Origin of the sequence: Pseudomonas graminis (assembly GCF_001705435.1) — a bacterium.
Lineage (GTDB): Bacteria > Pseudomonadota > Gammaproteobacteria > Pseudomonadales > Pseudomonadaceae > Aquipseudomonas > Aquipseudomonas graminis_B.
The window spans coordinates 283,358-303,284 of the sequence record NZ_MDEN01000068.1 but is presented as its reverse complement, the minus strand read 5'-3'; the positions used below and the strand labels follow the sequence as shown (position 1 = coordinate 303,284).

Genomic DNA, 19,927 nt, shown 5'->3' with positions numbered 1-19,927 from the left:
AGGGCCGTGCCAGAAGGAGCGCCACCCTTATGCCACAAGGGTTTGCGGGGGATTTTTGCTGGCTTGGGGTGACGTCGGGTTAAACGTCCCGGGGAATGTGCGCAAGAAGTTGCGCACCCCTGCGCAACTTCTTGCGCATTCCTCTGCACGCGATAAACGACGCCCCATGCAGGGCGCTAAGCAGGCAGTCAGGGGCGGCCCACTGCGCAACTTCTTGCGCATGATGGCGATGGGGAATGATCGGGAAGTTCAAGGTCCGGCAGGGTGTTGGTAGATGCGGCAGAGATCGGCAACATTGCGCCGCCGATCCCCATGGCGCCAGATCAGTACTCGGCGTCGGCGTCCACCGTATGGGTATTGAACGCAGGTCGCGTTCCGCCCACTCGCGCAAGGAAATACAGCGCCACCCCCACCAACATCAGTGCCCCGGCGCGCAGCCAGGTTTCGGCGCTTTGCTGGGTCAGCAAAATCAGGCATGACACGATCGCCAGAACCGGCACCCAGGTCGGCACGCGAAAGTGGTCAGCCTCGACGGTGTCCTTGCGCAGGACCAGCACGGCCAGGTTGGTACTGATGAACACGAACAACAGCAGCAGGACCACGGTTTCCGCCAGTGTTGCCAGCGAGCCGGTCAGGGTGAGGATGATCGCGACCACTGTCGTCGCGACGATGGCCACCCACGGCGTCCGCCGCTCAGGCAGCACGTTCGACAGCGCGCTGGGCAGCAGGCCCTGGCGAGACATGCCATATGCCAGGCGGCTGGACATGATCATGGTCAACAACGCGCCATTGGCCACGGCCACCAGCGCAATAAAGGCGAACAGCCGTGGAGGAATGCCGAGGTTCGACGCTTTGACCACTTCCAGCAACGGTGCCGAGGAATGCACCAACTGCTCGATGGGCATGACGGTGGCGGCCGCGATACCGACGCCCATGTAGATCGCGCCGGCGATCAGCAGCGCACCGAACAACGCGCGAGGGTAGACCGTGCGCACGTTGCGCACCTCCTCCGCCAGATTGGCCGAGGTCTCGAAGCCGACGAACGAATAAAACGCCAGCAACGCCGCGCCGAGCACCGCAAACGCGGGGTTGACGCCCTCCTTGAATTGCACGGCGCGGGACAAATCACCGTTGCCGGAGCGGAAGAACCAGACCGCCGCGATGATCACCAACAGCAGGCCCGAGACTTCGATCACCGTCATCACCAGGTTGGCGGACAGCGATTCTTTAATGCCGCGGGCGTTGAGCAAGGCGATGACCACCAGGAAGATCAACGCCACGATATGGGGTGGCAGGTCGATGAAGGGCGCCATGTAATCGCCAGCGAACGCCAGCGACAACCCTGCGGCGCTGGTCACGCCCGCTGCCAGCATGCAGAAGCCCACCAGAAAAGAGATCAAGGGCGATTTGAACGCCTTGCCGGCAAACACGGCTGAAGCGCCGGCGTGAGGGTATTTGGTGACCAGTTCGGCGTAAGAGCCTGCGGTGAGCATGGCGAAGCACAGGGCGATGAGCAGCGGCACCCAGATCGCCCCGCCCACTTCACCGGCGATGGTCCCGGCCAGGGCGTACACCCCGGCGCCCAGCACGTCGCCGAGGATGAACAGCAAGAGCATCGGCCCGGTAATCGCGCGTTTCAGTGCTGGGCTCGGTTGTGGCGGCTGCGATGTCATGGGCTGGCTCCGGCGGTGTGGCGGGGTTCGGGATTTGAGTCTAAGGCTGACCCGATTGGACGCCGGAAGTTTTGGCTGTGGGAATGTCGGAACGATCAGCGGTGATCTTAAAGCGGTGTAAGATTCAGACCACTCATCTCTTCCCGACTAACGCCGGTCCTGCACGGGAATTTTCCACAGAGGACCGGCTATAAGCCTGGAACAGGCAGGCAAGTTTCAACGGGATCTAACAAGGTTCAAGGGGCGGCTTTAGTTAGATCGCGCGCCCTTCAATCAACACGTAGCCCATGGGGAAAAGTCTGAATCAAGCCGACTTCCAGCTCACCGCATCGATGCCCAATCGCTCGGCCTTGGGCTTGGAGAGTTTGATGGCTCTGTCACTCCGGTACTTGGGGATGTCGGCCACTCCAGCGTCCACTGCAGCCCAGTGCCACGCCCCAGCGTTATCCATTTGCCTGGCGCACACGTAGAACCATCGTGGCTTGCCATGGAAAAGGTATTCAATGCGGTAGTGTTGGGTATGTTGCATGGTCTTGATCTCGTTCACAGGGTCGATTTCGTTGTTTGGGTTCCATCTGGGTGGACGACTGACTCACCGCGCAGGGTGGAGCTGCAGACCAGGGATCAGCCTGTGGCAGCTTCTTCTAAGGGGATGACCGCATTGAAAGTCTCCATTATCGAGGCCTCAGGCTTTCAAGGGCGGCTGCAGGCCGCGTTATAACCGGGACGCTAAGAACATTGATTCAATGCATGCCAATAAAACAGGCCATACAATGGCCCGTTAAAAAGTTGACCGTAGTTGGCTGAAGGATGTTCATCGCGAATTTGAAATTTCGAGACGAGCGGTTTAATGGCTGTTTCAACGCGTTAGTTGATCTAGCGCACCCACCAAAAAGATGTATTAAGTGCGTCGGCGGACGCTAATCATTCATTCGAATAGTTTCGGATATCAGCAATTAACGGCAGGCCGTCGGAGTCACCTGCGGCAATACGCTCGGCTTGGTCACGTCCCCTGACAAGCCCTTGCTCGACGGTCCATCCGGACGCCGGAAGACTCTCCAGATGTTCCACCACCCTTTCGCCATCAGCGGCATAAACGCAAACCATAACGTCAAGGGTGTCGCCATTGGCCCGCGCCCGGACCTCCAGCTGACAGCCATTCTCCGCCGCTTCGGTATAGTTCTCATCACTCGCTGGTGATTGCGTCCACTCGTTATAAACATCGCCGCGCGCTAACATGAACGTGTCCCTTTTCCTGATCGTTATAGAAGATGGTCAATAGCATTGACTGGGGCGGCAGCGAATGATTCAGCGACCCCGTCAGATCGGCGCCCCGTTGATACAGGCCCTGTCGTCGCTTCGTTCGTTGCGCCGTTCGTCAGCCGAGCCCTGGTCAGGCTGAACCCATCCACGCGGACATCCGTTCCAATGGGTAGGCCGTAGCAACGCAACTCGCCCCGTAGCAAGTTGCCTCCCCCTACGCCCCACTCTTCAACGCAGGCCCGGCAGCCAAGAGCCCACGGTGATAAAACGCCCGGGTGGCAAGCACCACGCTGTTACAGAATCTCACCGCGCCGCCGATAGCCCGGGACAGTCATAACGTTTTGCAGCGCTGCAAGTTGTGGGGTGGTCGTTCTTTTGAAATTGCGCGCGTTGGGTCCCTATTTATGAAATTCCCGTCTCTAGATCGATTGAAAGCGCTGGTCTGCGTCCAGCGAGACAACACGCGACTGATGGAAGCGCAATACATCGCGCTGTCCAGGCAGCTGCCGATGATGTACGTCATTCTGCTGATCAATACTCTGGCCCTGGCCGCCACCCATTACGGCGTCGCGCCGCTGTGGCTGACGGTGTACATCCCGCTGTTGCTGACCCTGGTGGGTACCGTACGCGCGGTCCTCTGGTGGCAGAGCCGCAGTCAGACCCTGACCACCGAGCAGATCTTCAAGAAACTGACCCGCACCAATCAGGTCACGGTGGTCATTGCGTTCGGCTTCACGATCTGGGCGCTGTTGCTGTTTCCCTACGGTGACACCTACACCAAGTCCCATGTGGCCTTCTATATGGCGATCACGGTGATCGTCTGCATCTTCTGCCTGATGCACCTGCCCTCCTCGGCGATGATGACCACGGCGGTGGTCAACATCGCCTTCGTGGCGTTTTTTGCCAATGCCGGCAACGCTACCTACACCGCCATGGCCGCCAACGTGTTCCTCGTCTCGCTGGCGATGATCGTGGTGCTGCAGAACCACTACGGCGAGTTCACCCGGCTGGTGAACATGCAGATCCGCACGGAAAAGCTCAGCGACGACAATCAACGGCTGGCCAACGAAGACAGCCTGACCGGCCTGCCCAACCGACGGCAGTTTTTCACCTTGCTCGATCGTGCGCTCAAACAGGCGCGGCACGGCGACACGCGTCTGGCGGTGGGGATGATCGATCTGGACGGTTTCAAGCCGATCAACGACTCTTATGGCCACGGCATAGGCGACAAGCTGTTGCGTCAGGTCGGCCAGCGATTGCGGGCGTTTGCCAGCGAGCAACTGCACGTGGCCCGACTGGGCGGCGATGAGTTCGGGCTCATCATCGTCAGGGCCGGTGACGAAAGTGAGTTGATCAAACAGGGTGAGTCGCTGTGCCGCGCCATGCGTCAGCCCTTCGTGATCGGCGATATTCACGTCAGCATCAGCGCCTCCATGGGTCTGGTGGTGTTTCCGGACCTGGCGAGCAACTCGACCGAGGCGTATGAATTCGCCGATTACGCGCTCTATACCAGCAAGCGCGAAACACCTGGCGAGCTGTGCATTTTCTCGCCGAGTCAGCATCAGCGCCTCAAGCGCGACATGCTGACCGAGCAGGGCCTGCGCCAGGCCAATGTTGCGGAAGAATTCACCCTGGTGTTTCAGCCGATCGTCGACATCCGCACCTCCAGAACGGTGGCGTTCGAAGCGCTGGCCCGGTGGGTGAGTCCAAAGCTGGGCAGCGTCGCGCCAGGGCACTTCATCGGCGTGGCCGAGCGAATTGGCCTGATCAACCGACTGACGCCGCCGCTGCTTGAGAAAGCGCTGCACGCGGCGCAGTTATGGCCGGCCGATGTCCGGCTGGCGTTCAACCTGTCGGCCCACGATTGCTCGTCGATGGACGCTGTCGAACAGTTGATCAAGGTGATCCGCCAGAGCGGATTCGACGCCTCGCGGCTGGACCTGGAGATCACTGAAACCGCCGTCATCAAAGACCTCGTTCAGGCACAACGGGCGATCAATGCGTTTCGTGAACTGGGTTGCGGCATTTCCCTGGACGACTTCGGCACCGGCTACTCAAGCCTGAGCCAGCTCCACGCCTTGCCGCTGACCAAGCTGAAAATCGATCGCTCGTTCATCACCGACATTCACCAAAACGCCGCCAGTTTCAAGATCGTCAAATCATTGCTGGCCCTGAGTCAGGACATGGAATTGCAGTGCGTCAGCGAAGGTGTTGAAACCGAGGCGGAGCTGGAGGCGTTGCGGACCCTCGGCTGCACGCTGGTTCAGGGCTACCTGTTCTCCAGGCCGATGCCCCTTGAGCAGACGCTGGAGTGGATCGGCTCAACGCCGAGCATGCCCGTGGCGGCGGTTGTTCTGTGAAATCGGCCTGGGAGGGCAACAGCGGCGCTCATCGCTGCTGACAGGAAGGCACCGGGCGTTGCCAATCAGGCGCTTTGCTGGACTTTCATCATGGCCAGGCCGATGAAGCGGCGTGAGTCTTCCTGGAAGTCCCGCACCTGAGCGGCAAACTGCTCTTCGCGGGTGTCAACGTGGCGCGTGCTGAAAGAGGTGGCGACGTCGGCGATGACCTGGGTCGTGTCGTTGAGGGTCTGGTGCAGCGTGCCCAGAATGCCCACCGCATTGCGATTTGAAATGATCACTTCGCGGTTATTGCTGGGGAGCGTTCTGCCTGAAGACGTCTGATCCTCGGCATCCAGTCTGTCCGCAGTGCCCAGCAGGGTGTTGCCGGAGAACAGATAATGCATGTCGACGCCAGCATCACAGACGCGCTGAAGGTAATCGGCCTTGGGTGAGCGATGGCCACTTTCATAGTGACCCTGGGCGTTGGGTTCGACGCCGCCAATTCTGGCGAACGCGATTTGCGTCAGCCCCAACCGTTTGCGTTCTTTTCTCAAACGCGATCCAAGCTTTTCCATGAGCAAACTCCTGCTGAATTCACGCCACGCGAGGGAGCGGTGGGTGCAATGGGGGGCTGGAGTGCGAGCTTCCTGAATGAGCGAAATAGCCTCGTACGGTGTTAACTCACCACCTTACAGCCTTTGCAACATCAGCGAACAAGTATTTGGCCGGCACCTCGATCATCGGGTACCGAGACTGAGCCTGCCCCCCCCTGCCCGCCGTCGTGAAATATTAAACGCAGCACGTCCTTCAGCGTTTGCACATTCAGGTGAATATGCGCAAGGAGATCCACCCAGTCCCGACAGCGACAGTGGCGCTTCAACTAATCGACTGTAACGCGCAAACGTTTTCCACTCGTACGAGCACATTTGCTTAAAACCGCCGACGATCGGTAGATCGATATCTAACTCACATTTTTTGCTGACGTAGCAATGGCTTACGTCATATCCATTTCGTCATATCGATAAACGTCAAAGTATTTTCCATTGATCTCGAATAGATCCGATCTAAATTATTGGCAAACAGCGTCACGCCTAACAAGAAACAAAGCTGCGCCTGACTCGATGAATCAGGTGGCTGGTATGACACGCCATTACCCGCGTCGTTGTAGTGCTAAAAGCGAAGAAAAGGACTGTCAGAATGGACAATATTGTTGTAGCCAATAAAGCAACCTCCGAACTTACTGCCAACACGTGGGGCGATCTTTCACTCAATTCACCCTCCATTGTTCAAATGCCCGTTCCACCCAGCCAAGTCGCTTCGGTCTCCCGAAATGGGCAAGACCTGGTGGTTAATTTGAAGAATGGCGAACAGGTCAAAGTTGCCAACTTCTTCAGTACCGCGCCGGAAGGCCCCACCAGCGACATGGTGTTTCAGGGCGAAGACGGCACCCTGTGGCAGGCGCAGTACGACGCTCAGTCCTTCACCGGCTTTACCTTCGACGAAGTCAGCTCTCTGGATGAGCTCATCGCCGGAGCCGGCGTGGTGGGGGGGACGACCCCCACCTTTGCGATTGCCGGGCTGGGTCTGTTGGGCGCGGGCGGTGCGGCGGCAGCAGCGGGCGGGGTCGCAGGTGGAGGTGGTGGTGGCGGCGGTGGAAATGCCGCTGACACGTCAGCTCCCGTGGCCCCGAGCAATCTGCTGGTCAGTGCAGACGGGACGTCCCTGACCGGCATCAGTGAAGCCGGCGCGACCGTTCGGGTTCGCAACAACGCTGGCACCCTGCTCGGCAGCGGTACCGCGGCGGCAGACGGAACATTCAGCCTGTCGCTCAACCCACCGCAAACCGACGGCCAATCACTGACCGTTGATGCGGTCGACGCGGCTGGAAACGTCTCCCCGCCGGCTCAAGCGCTGGCACCGGACATCGATATCACCCCGCCTGGCGACACTACGCCACCCGATGCGCCGGCCAACCTTGCCGTCAGCGCCGATGGCACGCGCGTTACCGGTTCCGGCGAAGTCGGCGCCACCATCCAAGTGCGCGCCGCCGACGGCACCCTGCTGGGCAGCGGCATCGTCGCAGCGGACGGGACTTTCAGCCTCGGGCTCAACCCTGCGCAAACCGACGGCCAGTCGCTGACCGTGAATGCGGTCGACGCCGCCGGCAACGCCTCCCTGCCGGCTCAGGCGCTGGCGCCGGACATCGATATCACCCCGCCCGGCGACACCACGCCACCCGATGCGCCGGCCAACCTTGCCGTCAGCGCCGATGGCACGCGCGTTACCGGTTCCGGCGAAGTCGGCGCCACCATCCAAGTGCGCGCCGCCGACGGCACCCTGCTGGGCAGCGGCATCGTCGCAGCGGACGGGACTTTCAGCCTCGGGCTCAACCCTGCGCAAACCGACGGCCAGTCGCTGACCGTGAATGCGGTCGACGCCGCCGGCAACGCCTCCCTGCCGGCTCAGGCGCTGGCGCCGGACATCGATATCACCCCGCCCGGCGACACCACGCCACCCGATGCGCCGGCCAACCTTGCCGTCAGCGCCGATGGCACGCGCATCACAGGCTCCGGCGAAGTCGGCGCCACCATCCAAGTGCGCGCCGCCGATGGCACCCTGCTGGGCAGCGGCATCGTCGCAGCGGACGGCACTTTCAGCCTCGGGCTCAACCCTGCGCAAACCGACGGCCAGTCGCTGACCGTGAATGCGGTCGACGCCGCCGGCAACGTCTCCCCGCCGGCTCAGGCGCTGGCGCCGGACATCGATATCACCCCGCCTGGCGACACCACGCCACCCGATGCGCCGGCCAACCTTACCGTCAGCGCTGATGGCACGCGCATTACCGGTTCCGGCGAAGTCGGCGCGACCATTCAGGTGCGCGCCGCCGACGGCACCCTGCTGGGCAGCGGAATCGTCGCAGCGGACGGCACTTTCAGCCTTGGGCTCAGCCCCGCGCAAACCAATGGCCAGTCGCTGACCGTGAATGCGGTCGACGCCGCCGGCAACGTCTCCCCGCCGGCTCAGGCGCTGGCGCCGGACATCGACGTCACGCCCCCCAGCGGGGACGTGACGCCGCCGGATGCGCCGACCGGCATCGCGATCAGCGGCAATGGCTTGATCGTCAGTGGCCGTGGCGAAGCCGGCAGTATCGCCAGCGTCATCGATGCAATCGGCAACGTGCTCGGCACGGCCGTCGTGGGCACTGACGGGTTGTTCAACATCACCCTGAACGCGTCACAAATCGCCGGTCAGTTGCTGCAGCTCACCCTGACCGATGCCGCCGGCAACATCTCCGCCAACGTGGCACTGCAAGCACCGGACACCACCGCGCCGGTGACGCCTTCGAATTTCGTCCTGTCGGCCGACGGCCTGATCCTTACAGGTGTTGCCGAAGCGGGCGCTCGCATCCTCGTGCGCACTGCGTCGGGGGCAGTTATTGGCGTCGCCCGCGCCGGTCTCGACGGCACCTTCAGCGTGACCCTGGACATCGCGCAACTCAATGGCGAAAAACTCAACGTCAGCGCCACGGACTCGGCGGGCAACTCCGCCTCCGCCGAGCTGACCGTCGCCGACACCACGCCCCCCGCCCAGGTCACCGATGTGGTGATCAGCGCGGACGGCACGCAGGTCTCGGGTAAAGGAGAAGCCGGCGCGACAGTGACCTTCGTGGCCAACGGCACGCCAATCGCCACGGTGGTCGTCGGCGCCAATGGCACCTTCGCCACCACCCTGACTCCACCGGTCAACCCCGGCGATCTGGTGCAAGTCATCCAGACCGACAGCGCAGGCCTGCCGTCCACCGTGCTGGCGGTCACGGCGCCCGACGCCATCGGCCCGACCACGCCTTCCGGTCTGGTCATCAATGGCGACGGCACCCAGCTGACCGGCACCGCGAGCGCCGGTTCGGTGGTCCAGGTGCGCGATGCCAACGGCGTGCTGCTCGGCAGTGCGACCGTGGGCGGCAATGGCAGCTTCACCGTGGTGCTCAACCCGGGCCTGGCCAACGGCGAAGTGCTCGACGTGGTCGCGGTCGACGTTCAGGGCGAAAGCTCGGTCACCGTTCCCGTCACCGCGCCCGACGTCACCGGTCCTTCCGCTGCCAGCGATCTCAGCGTGGCCAATAACGGCCTGACCCTGACCGGCCGTGGCGAACCCGGTGCGACCGTTTCGGTACGGGACGTCCTTGGCATTGTCATCGGCACCGGCGTGACGTCCGCAACCGGCAACTTCACCGTCACGCTCGCTTCTGCTCAAACCAATGGCCAGGCATTGCAGGTGGTGCTGAGCGACGCTGCCGGAAATCCGTCCCTTGCCACCCCCGTCAGCGCACCGGACCTCGACGGCCCGCTGCAGCCCGCTGCGATCAGCATCGACGCCAGCGGCACAACGCTGACCGGCACCGGCGAGGCCGGGGCAACGATCACCGTCACCACCCTCGACGGCACGGTGCTCGGCACGGCGATCGCTGCCGCCGACGGTCGCTTCAGCGTGACGCTGAACAGCCCGCAGAACAACGGCCAGACCCTGCTGATCGGCGCCAGTGACGGCACCGGCAACCTGCCACCGTCGGTAAGCTTCATCACCCCCGACACCCAGGCGCCTGCGTCGCTGACCGGCGTTGTCCTCGACGGCACGGGCCTGGTCCTCACCGGTACCGGTGAAGCCGGCGCAAGCCTCACGGTGCGAGATGCGGCCGGCAACGTCATTGGCAGCGGCCAGGCCGGCCCCGACGGCAGCTTCTCCCTGACCCTGACGACCGCTCAAACCGACGGTCAGTTGTTGCAAGTCACCCAGATCGACGCTGCAGGCAACCAGTCGGTAGCCGCTCCGGTCACGGCGCCCGACGTCATCGCACCGGGAGCTGTGACCAACCTCAATCTGTCGGCCAACGGTTTGATCGTCACCGGTAACGGCCAGAGCGGCGCCACCGTCACCGTCAAGGATGACCTCGGCGCAACGCTGGGCAGCGCGGTGGTCGGCAGTGACGGGCGCTTTGAAGTGACGCTTTCCAGCGCGCAGATCAACAATCAGCCCCTGAGCGTCACGCAAGTCGACGGCTCGGCCCTGGCCTCTCCCGCCACGCCATTGCTGGCGGCGGACATCCAGGCCCCCGACGCCCCCACCGGCCTCATTCTTGGCACCGATGGCCTGACGCTCAGCGGCCAGGGCGAGCCCGGCGCCACCGTCAACGTGCTCGACGTCAATGGCAACGTGCTGGGCACCGCCACGGCCGACCCGCTGAACGGCCGCTTCGACGTCCTCCTCAACGCGATCCAGGCCGACGGCCAGGTGCTGCTGGTCAAGCAGACCGACGCCGCCGGCAACATCTCCCCCGCCTCCTCGCTCAACGCGCCAGACACCACTGCGCCGGGCGCGCCCACCGGGATTACCATCAGCAACGACGGCCTGACCGTTTCCGGAACAGGCGTTGCGGGCGATACCGTTCAAGTGCGGGATGTCAGCGGGACTCTGCTGGGCTCGGCCATCGTGGGAACCAACGGCATTTTCGCGGTGACCCTGAGCCCGCCGCAGCTGGACGGTCAGGTGTTGAGCGTGACCCAGACCGACGCCAGCACCCTGCCCTCGCTGGCCGGTTCGGTCACGGCACCCGACCTCACCGCGCCGCCCGTGCCAAGCGGCCTGACGCTGGATGCCGCCGGGCTGTTGACCGGCACCACCGTGCCCGGTGGCTCGGTGAGAATTCTCGATGCCGCTGGCGTTCAGATCGGCACTGCCGTTGCCGGGACGGACGGGATTTTCATCTTTAATGTTGCGCCGATCCTGAGCAACGGCGAGACGGTGCAAGTGGTCGCCACCGATGGTGCCAACGATTCGCTGGCGACCCCGGTGCTCGCACCTGACACCACCCGACCGGTCGATGTGACGAATCTGGCGATCAGCCCGGACGGCGCGAACGTTTCCGGGGTCGGCGAACCCGGCACCACCGTCACCGTTCGCGGGCCGGGCAATGTCGTGCTCGGCACCGGCACGGTTGGCCAGGACGGTACGTTTGTTATCGGCCTTATTCCGCCTGCTGCAAACAACACCAACGTTGACGTCATCAGCACCGACGCCATCGGCAACGCCTCCAACGCGGTCACCCTCCCAGGGCCGGACGGCACCCAGCTGGCGACCCCCAGCGACCTCGCCGTAAGCAGCGACGGCTATATTCTCACCGGCGCCGCAACTCCAGGCAGCACGGTGAACATCCTCGACAGCAACGGCGTCAGCCTGGGCAGCGGCAGGGTCAACAGCTTTGGCCGCTTTAGCATCCTGATGCGTTTCGCTCAATTGAACGCGCAGAGTTTGCACGTCGTCTCGACCGATGACGCAGGCCACACCTCGGTCACCGCGCTGGTGGTCGCCAATGACCTCACGGCACCCGATGCGCCGGCGGGTCTGACCATCAATGGCGATGGCAGCGCCGTCACCGGGCGCGGTGAAGCCGGCGCGACGGTGACCATTACAAACAGTGGCGGCGCCGTGCTGGGCGCCGGCACGGTTGCGCCCAATGGCACGTTCGTCATCGCACTGACGCCGCCCCAACTGGACGCCCAGCCGCTCACCGCCACGCAAACCGACCTGGCGGGCAACGTGTCGCAAACCGGCAGCATCAGTGCGCCGGACCTGAAGGCGCCCGATGCCGCCACCGGTGTGACCATCAACAACGTCGGCACCGTGGTCAACGGCGTTGGTGAAGCCGGCGCGACCGTGACCATTCGTGATGCCGCCGGCAACGTTCTCGCCACCGGCATCGTCAACCAGAGCGGCCAGTTCCAGGTCACGCTGCCGAACGCCGTGACCACCGGTGAACCGCTGTCCGTCACCCTGACCGACGCGGCGGGCAACGTCTCGGGCGTCGCAAGCCTGACCACGGTGGACACCACCCCGCCGTCGCTGCTGCAGAACCTGCTGATCAGCGCCAACGGCAGCACACTGACCGGCACCGGTGAGGCCGGTGCGACTGTTAGAGTCCTCGACATCACCGGCACGTTGCTTGGCACCGCCCTTGTGGCCAGTGACGGCACCTTTACCGTGACCCTCGCCCCTGCGCCGACTAACGGCCAGGCCCTGGACATCAGCCAGACCGACCCGAGCGGCAATGTCTCGCCGTCGATCAACCTCACAGCGCCGGACATCAGCCCGCCCGCTGCCCTCACCCAAGTGGCGGTGAACGCTGACGGCCTGACCGTGACCGGCCGGGGCGAACCTGGCGCGACGGTATCGGTGCGCACGGCTGGCGGTGCCCTGTTGGGCACGGCGCTGGTGGCTGCGAATGGCGCGTTCAGCGTCACGCTGACGACCGCGCAGCTCAATGCCGAAGTGCTGACCGTCACCCAGGAAGACCCGCCCGGCAACGTCTCGACGGCGGTCAACGTGACGTCCGTCGACCTCACGGCACCGGACAGTCCGACCGCTCTGCTGCTGAGCGGCAGCGGCGCGCAACTGGCAGGTAACGCCGAAGCCGGCAGCACCGTCACCGTGCGCGACGCGGCCGGCAACGTGCTGGGTTCAGGCGTCGCCGGGGCCAATGGTGTGTTCCAGGTCACCCTGTCCAGCCCCCAACTCAACGGCCAGAGCCTCAGTGTCACGGCCACTGATGCGGCCGGCAATGTCTCGGTGGCGGCGCCTTACCAAGCCGCCGACACCGTCGCGCCCGCCGCCGTCAGCAACCTCGCGGTCAGCGCCGATGGCCTGACCCTGGGCGGTATCGGCGAGCCCGGTGCGACAGTGGTGGTGCGCGATGCCAACGGCAACGCGCTGGGCACCGCCACCGTGGCCGCCAATGGCAGCTTCACCCTCGGCCTGACCCCGGCGGCAGTGGCCGGCGGCACGTTGACCGTGGTCCAGACCGACGCCGCCGGCAATGCTTCCGACGCCAGCACGGTGGTTGCGCCCGGCAATCTCGCCGAACCGGCGCCGGTGAATCTCGCCCTCAGCGCAGACGGCCTGACCCTGACCGGTACCGCCAACGCCGGCAGCACCGTCAGCGTCCGCACCGCCTCGGGTGTGCTGCTGGGCACGGCGCTGGTCAACGGCGACGGCACGTTCAGCGCGCCGCTCAATGCCGCCCAGCTCAACGGTGAATCGCTTGCGGCCATCGCCACGTCCAGCGACGGCACCAACTCGCTGGCCACCGGTTACCTGGCGGCGGATGTCACCGCGCCCGGGCAGCTCACCGATCTGGTGCTCAATACCAACGGTTTCACCCTGACCGGCCACGGCGAAGCGGGCGCAACGGTGACGGTGCTCGGCGCTGGCGGGGTAATCCTGGGTACCGGGCAAGTGGGCCTCGACGGCAACTTCTCGCTGACGCTGAACCCGCCGCAGATTGCCGGCCAGTCCCTGAGCATCAGCCAGACCGACCTCGCCGGTAATGAATCGGCCAGCCTCGCGCTGACCGCCAGAGACCTGATCGCCCCGAATGCGCCGCTCGCCCTGTCGGTGACGGCAGACGGCGCGATGCTCTCGGGCACCGGTGAGCCTGGCGCCACGGTCAATGTGTTCAACGCCAGCGGCGCGCTGGTGGGCTCCGGCAGCGTGCGCATCGATGGCACCTTCCAGCTCGCCCTCACCACCCCGCAAGCCAACGGCGAACTGCTGGCGGTGACCCTGACTGACGCGGCCGGGAATATTTCCCTGCCTGCCAGCCTGACTTCGGTCGACACCACGGCGCCGCTGGCCCTGACCCAGCTAAGCATTTCCAGCGATGGCGCAACGCTGACCGGCCGCGGTGAAGCCGGGGCAATTGTCACAGTGACCAACGACCTCGGCACCGTGCTCGGCACGGCAACGGTGGGCAGCACCGGGGCGTTTACCCTGGTGCTGGTCCCGGCGCTGTCCAACGCCGAAGTGCTGACGCTGGTGCAACGCGATGCCGTCGGCAACGTGTCACCCCAAGCCAGCCTGACCACCCCGGACTTCACCCCGCCCGACCCGCTGGACAAAGTGCGCATCAACGCCGCCGGTGCGGTGGTCACCGGGACCGGTGAAGCCGGCGCCACCGTCACCGTCCGCGACGCCGGCGGTACGCTGCTCGGCACCACCCTGGTCCTGGCCGACGGCACGTTCAGCGTCACCCTCACCACCCCGCAGATCAACAGCCAAGTGCTGAGCGTTCAGCAGGCCGACCCACCCGGCAATGTCAGCGTGCCAGCGACGGTCACCGCGCCGGATTTGACCCCGCCAGCCGTCGCCACCGATCTGCAGTTCAATGCTTCCGGCAGCGTGCTCAGTGGGAGCGGCGAAGTCGGTGCGGGGGTGCGCATCACCCTGGCCGATGGCACGCTAGTCGGCACCGGCACCGTGGGCGTCGATGGCACGTTCCTGATCAACCTGTCACAGACGCAAAACGCCGGTCAGCCGGTGTTTGTCGTGCTCACCGACGCCGCCAACAATGCGTCGGCTGCGGGCTCCCTGGCTTCACCCGACCTGACGCCGCCCGCACCCGTCACCAACGTGCAAATCGATGACACCGGCGCAGTGGTCAGCGGCCGCGGTGAGGCAGGCGCCAGCCTGTTAATCACCGATGGGGCAGGCAACCTCGTCGGCACCGGCGTGGTGGGTGTGGATGGCAATTTCGCGGTCTCGCTGTCGGTGCCGCAAATCAACGGCGAACTGCTGTCGATCGTGCAACGTGATGCTGCGGGCAATCCGTCCGTTGGCGCGCCCGTTACCGCGCCCGACAATACCCCGCCCGCGCTGCCGGTCCTGGCGCCGCTGAGTGGCGACGGCCTGATCCTGACCGGCACCGGTGAAGCAGGCGCCACGGTCAAAGTGACCAGTGCCACCGGCGCCAGCCTCGGCACCACCACGGTGTTGGCCGACGGCTCGTTCAGCGTCACGCTGTCATCTGCCCAGCTCAACGGCGAGACGCTCAACGTCACCCAGACCGATGCGGCCAACAACGTGTCCGGCACGGTGGTTTACCGGGCCGACGACCTCACCGATCCGCTCGCCGTGACCAACCTCTCCGTCAGCCAGGACGGCCTGACCCTCAGCGGCCGCGGGGAACCCGGGGCCACGGTCACGGTGTCGGTGGCGGGCACGCCGTTGCCCGGCACCGCCATCGTGCGCGCGGACGGCACGTTCAGTTTTGCGCTGGCGCCCGCGCAGCTTGATGGCCAGTCGCTGTCGGTGGTGCAGGTTGATGCAGCACTTAACGATTCGACGCCGGTGGCGGTCACCGCACCGGACATCACGCCGCCAGTGATTCCGACGTTCATCTCGCTGACCGGCAATGGCACGATTCTGCAAGGAACTGCCGAAGCCAACAGCACGGTGACCGTAAGGTCCGCCGACGGCACGTTGCTGGGCTCCACGCGGACCGACGCCGGGGGACGTTACGAAGTCGGGCTGAATCCTGCGCAGGCCAACGGGCAAGTCATTTCCGTGACTGCAACGGACGCGGCCAACAACGCTTCCGCGCCGCTGGTTTACACAGTGCCGGACACTCAGGCGCCTGATCCTGTCAGCAACCTGACCATCAGCGCCGATTACCTGCTGTTGGCAGGCCGCGGTGAAGCGGGCGCGATCGTGACCGTCAAAGACTCCCTCGGCGTCACGCTCGGCACCGGGCAAGTGGCGGCCAACGGCACCTTCGTGGTCACCCTGGCCCCTGGCGTCACGGCCAACAACGTGCTCACGGTCGGTCAGGTGGACGCCAGCAACAATGTATCCGGGACGCTCAACCTCACCGTGCCCGTGACCCCGCCACCGAATGCGCCGACCAATCTGCAGGTCAGCGCCGACGGTCTGAGCGTGACCGGCAGCGCCGCAACAGGCACCACCATCACGGTGTACAGCGCAACAGGCGCCGTGCTCGGGACGGCGGCCACCAATGCTGGCGGTACGTTCACGATGGCCCTCAACACCGCACAAACCAACGGCGAAAGCCTTGGCGTGACGGCGAGTACCGGAGCAGGTGGCGCATCGTTGCCGGCTGCGGTGGTGGCGGCTGACACCACGCCACCGGCTGCGCTCAGCGACCTCGCGGTCAGCGCCACCGGTACGCTGGTGACGGGACGTGGCGAAGCCGGGGCGACGGTGACCGTTACCACCGCCGCGGGCGTTACGCTCGGCACCGCCGTGGTCAATGCCGGCGGTACGTTTGGCGTGTTGTTGAACCCGGCGCAAGCCAACGGTCAGGTGCTCAACGCGTATCAGACCGACAGCGTGGGTTTGCAGTCCGGCATATTGCCGGTCACCGCACCCGACATCACCGCGCCGAATGCACCCGCAGCGCTGGTGCTTAATGGCGCCGGCACAGTCCTGACCGGGATTGGCGAAGCCGGCGCGACGGTCACGGTGCGCAGCAGCCTCGGCGTCGTACTCGGCACGGCAACCGTTGCACTGGACGGCAGCTTCACGGCTAACCTTTCGACGGCGCAGCTCAATGGCCAGGTGCTGACGGTGAGTCAGCGTGACGTCGCCGGTAACGTCTCGTTGCTGGCAAACCTCAGCGCCGTCGACACCACGCCACCCGCCGCGCTGACCAACGTCGCCCTGAATGGCGCGGGCCTGCAAGTCAGCGGTAACGGCGAGGCAGGCGCGACCGTACGTGTCACCAATGCGGCCGGCGCAGTGCTCGGCAGCGCAGTGGTCAATGCTGCGGGCGGGTTTGTCGTCTTGCTCTCCACAGCCCAGTTGAACGGTCAGGTGTTGAGCGTCCAGCAAGCGGACGTGACGGGCAACGCCTCGGCCGTGGCGACGGTCACCGCTGCGGATATTCAGGCGCCTAATCCCCCTTCCGCCCTGGTGCTGGCAGCCAACGGACTGACCCTCAGCGGCAGCGGTGAAGTGGGCGCGACGGTCAACGTGGTCAATGCCGGCGGCACGCTGCTGGGCACAACCACGGTCGGCGCGGGCGGAACGTTCAGCCTCACCCTCAATGCCGCTCAGCTGGATGGCCAGGCGTTGACGGTGCGTCAGGTCGACGTTGCCGGTAACGTGTCGGCCGCCGGCAGCCTGGTGGCACCTGATACCACGGCCCCCGTCGCACCGACGGCGGTGAGCATCAACGCCAGCGGCTCGGTGGTCACGGGCACCGGCGTCGCGGGGTCGACCGTGACCGTGCGCAACGCACTCGGCGTCGTCCTCGGCAGCGCGACAGTCGCCGCCAACGGCAGCTTCTCGGTGGCGCTGAACACCGCGCAGATCAACAACCAGGTGCTGAGCATCACCCAGGCCGATGCCGCGGGGAACGTGTCGCTTTCGGCGAGCGCCATTGCGCCTGACCTGACACCCCCCGCTGCACCCACTGCGCTGCTGGTCAGCGTCGATGGCCTGACCGTCAGCGGCACGGGCGAAGTCGGTTCGACGGTACAAATCAAATCCACCGGCGGCGCGGTGCTCGGGACGGGCACCGTCGGGGCCACGGGAATCTTCAGCGTCACCCTCGCCCCCGCGCAAATCAACGGCGAAACCCTGCTGGTCAGCCTCACTGACATCAAGGGCAACCTGTCGGTGGTGGCCAACGTCACCGCGCCGGACATCGACGTCAACACGCCGGTGATCGCCAGCGATAACCTGGCCACCGCCACCGTCAGCCTCGTGCCGGTGAAGACCACGCAGAACGTTGCGGACTCCTTCACCACCTTGTTGGCCGGTTTCTCCAAGGCGTTCGTGTTTACGGTCAACGGCGGCACCAGCCTCGACCCGACCCTGACGTTGACCACCGGTAGTGCCGTGTCCTTGCTCGACGGCGTGGTCTATACGCTGCAGGTGAAGAACGCCAGCGGCAATTGGGTGACCCTGGACGTCAATGGCAACGGCGGCCTGCTCGATCTGGTGGCGCTGACCGGCCAGGGCGTGCGGGTGAACATCGGCGATCTGCTGGGCGGCGATTACCGGCTGGTCGTGTCGAGCACCGGGATCGGCGTGGTGACCAACGTCACCACGCAGCTGCAGCTGGACGTCACCAGCCTGACCCAGTTCAACGGGGTGGCCGGTGCCGCCGTGATCGGCAACGTCATCACCAACCTTGGCATTGATGGCCAGGCAGACGTGACCGGCCCGGACAATGGCGCTGTCTTGCAGGTGCTGAAAAACGGCAGCTACGTCACCGCCAGCGCGGGCACGACGGTGCAAGGGCTGTACGGCACGCTGACCATCGACGCCAGCGGCAACTACAGCTACCGGCCCGACGGCGCGGTCACCAGCGTCGGCAAAGTGGATGTCTTCAGCTATCAGCTGGTGCACCCCAATGGCCTCAGCGACACCGCCAATCTGTACGTGCGCATCGACAGCCCACAGGCCACCGAGGTGTGGAGCGATACCAGCCTGGCCAGCCCGGCTTTGCTGGTCGATGCCACCAACGACATCGCAGTCAGTGACATCACGCTGGTCAACAAGGAGGTCATCACTACCACGGCGCTGGGCCCGTTCATCGTGCCGGTGCTGGGCGGCAGTGGCTCATGGACCACCAGCGTGGCGGCCGGTGCGATCAGTGACCTGACGGTAGTGGTCAACTCCTCCAACCTGCTCAGCCTGCTCGGGTCCCTGACCCTGGGCCTGTACAAGCTCAACACCGCCACCGGCCAGTACGTGCTGGTCAAGAACTACAGTGGTGCTTCGCTCGCCAATCTGGGCGGCGGCAATTACGCCGCGCGCTTCGATGACCAGGGACCTGGCAGCTATCAGGTCAAACTCGCCGCCGGGGGCGTCGGTGTCGCCAGTACGGTCAACATCAGCCTGACCAACGACGCCACCTACACCAATCAGTTCGTGGTGGGCAGCTACACCCCGGTGGCGGGCAATCTGCTCACCGACACAGCCGGCGGCGGCGCTGATGTGCTGGGCTCGGCGTACACCGTGCTCAACGTGCTGGCGGCCGGCAGTTACGTGACGCCGGGCTACAACGGCACCACCATTGTCGGCACCTACGGTTCGCTGCTGGTGCAGGCCGACGGGCGCTACACCTACACCCTGACGCCGGGCCAGACCGATGCGGTCATCGGCCGTGAGGAGGTCTTTACCTACCAACTCAAGCACCCCAACGGCACCACCGACACGGCGACGCTGACCATTGATCTGGAACAGGCCGGTGCCGTCGCCACTACCTCGTTTGCCGCGCTGTCCACCGTAGCGAGCGGCGATGATCACAGCGCCACGGCCATCGCCACCACCGGTGCCGAGCTGATCCAGGGCACCGCCGGCAATGACACGCTGGACGGGTCCCATGGTGGGGCGGTCACCCTGCAGGGCGGCGCCGGCAACGACACGCTGATCATCGCCGACCAGCATTTCGCCTCGGTCGATGGCGGCAGGGGCACCGACACCCTGCTGTGGGCCGGGGGCGACGCGACCATTAACCTGGGCGATCTGCAGAGCCGGATCCACAACATCGAGGTGCTGGACCTGAACCACACCAGCGCCGTCGCGCTGACCATCAGCCTGGCGGACCTGGTGTCCATTACCTCGGCCGACAGCAACACATTGATCATCAAGGGAGGCAGCGGGGACAGCGTGCACATGACCAACACCTGGGTCGCCGGCGGCGCGCAACAGGCCGATGGCGTCGATTACACCCAGTACACGCCGCAAGAAGATCCAACCCATCATCTGTGGGTGCAGAACGGTATTCACGTCGTCTGATCAGCCCGCCCTCTGGCGCTGCCGGAGGCGGGGTTCAACCGGCCGATCAATGCG

Annotated in this window: 5 protein-coding genes and 1 pseudogene; 2 read left to right on the top strand and 4 right to left on the bottom strand. The window is 64.8% G+C overall.

Annotated features, from left to right (window positions below; all coding sequences use genetic code 11):
• Window positions 1-323: 323 nt before the first annotated feature.
• From BBI10_RS21420 to BBI10_RS21410, 3 genes are all read right to left on the bottom strand, one after another.
• On the bottom strand, window positions 324-1,673 hold the full coding sequence (locus BBI10_RS21420; protein WP_065991614.1) for an APC family permease: 1,350 nt from the start codon (window positions 1,671-1,673) through the stop codon (window positions 324-326).
• Between the two features lie 304 nt (window positions 1,674-1,977).
• Entirely contained in the window at window positions 1,978-2,202 is a 225-nt protein-coding gene (locus tag BBI10_RS21415; protein WP_065991749.1) for a DUF6555 family protein, read from the bottom strand.
• A 395-nt stretch (window positions 2,203-2,597) separates the two neighbouring features.
• On the bottom strand, window positions 2,598-2,912 hold the full coding sequence (locus tag BBI10_RS21410; RefSeq protein WP_065991613.1) for a hypothetical protein: 315 nt from the start codon (window positions 2,910-2,912) through the stop codon (window positions 2,598-2,600).
• 428 nt (window positions 2,913-3,340) lie between these two features.
• Here BBI10_RS21410 and BBI10_RS21405 point away from each other — a divergent pair, with 428 nt between their 5' ends.
• Complete coding sequence (locus tag BBI10_RS21405; RefSeq protein WP_065991612.1) at window positions 3,341-5,296, top strand: putative bifunctional diguanylate cyclase/phosphodiesterase; 1,956 nt, start codon at window positions 3,341-3,343, stop codon at window positions 5,294-5,296.
• A 362-nt stretch (window positions 5,297-5,658) separates the two neighbouring features.
• Here BBI10_RS21405 and BBI10_RS28080 read toward each other — a convergent pair.
• Window positions 5,659-5,853, bottom strand: a pseudogene (locus BBI10_RS28080) (helix-turn-helix domain-containing protein); the annotation flags it as partial.
• A 622-nt stretch (window positions 5,854-6,475) separates the two neighbouring features.
• On the opposite strand from BBI10_RS28080, the gene BBI10_RS21395 reads away from it, so the two are divergent.
• Window positions 6,476-19,873 carry a BapA/Bap/LapF family large adhesin gene (locus BBI10_RS21395; RefSeq protein ID WP_065991610.1) on the top strand — a complete coding sequence of 4,466 codons (13,398 nt, stop codon included), beginning with the start codon at window positions 6,476-6,478 and terminating at the stop codon, window positions 19,871-19,873.
• Window positions 19,874-19,927 lie beyond the last annotated feature (54 nt).

Excerpts from the sequence above, each read along its gene's own strand:
- BBI10_RS21395 (WP_065991610.1), top strand. The coding sequence starts at position 6,476 with ATGGACAATATTGTTGTAGCCAATAAAGCAACCTCCGAACTTACTGCC.
- BBI10_RS21415 (WP_065991749.1), bottom strand. The coding sequence starts at position 2,202 with ATGCAACATACCCAACACTACCGCATTGAATACCTTTTCCATGGCAAG.
- BBI10_RS21410 (WP_065991613.1), bottom strand. The coding sequence starts at position 2,912 with ATGTTAGCGCGCGGCGATGTTTATAACGAGTGGACGCAATCACCAGCG.
- BBI10_RS21405 (WP_065991612.1), top strand. The coding sequence starts at position 3,341 with ATGAAATTCCCGTCTCTAGATCGATTGAAAGCGCTGGTCTGCGTCCAG.
- BBI10_RS21420 (WP_065991614.1), bottom strand. The coding sequence starts at position 1,673 with ATGACATCGCAGCCGCCACAACCGAGCCCAGCACTGAAACGCGCGATT.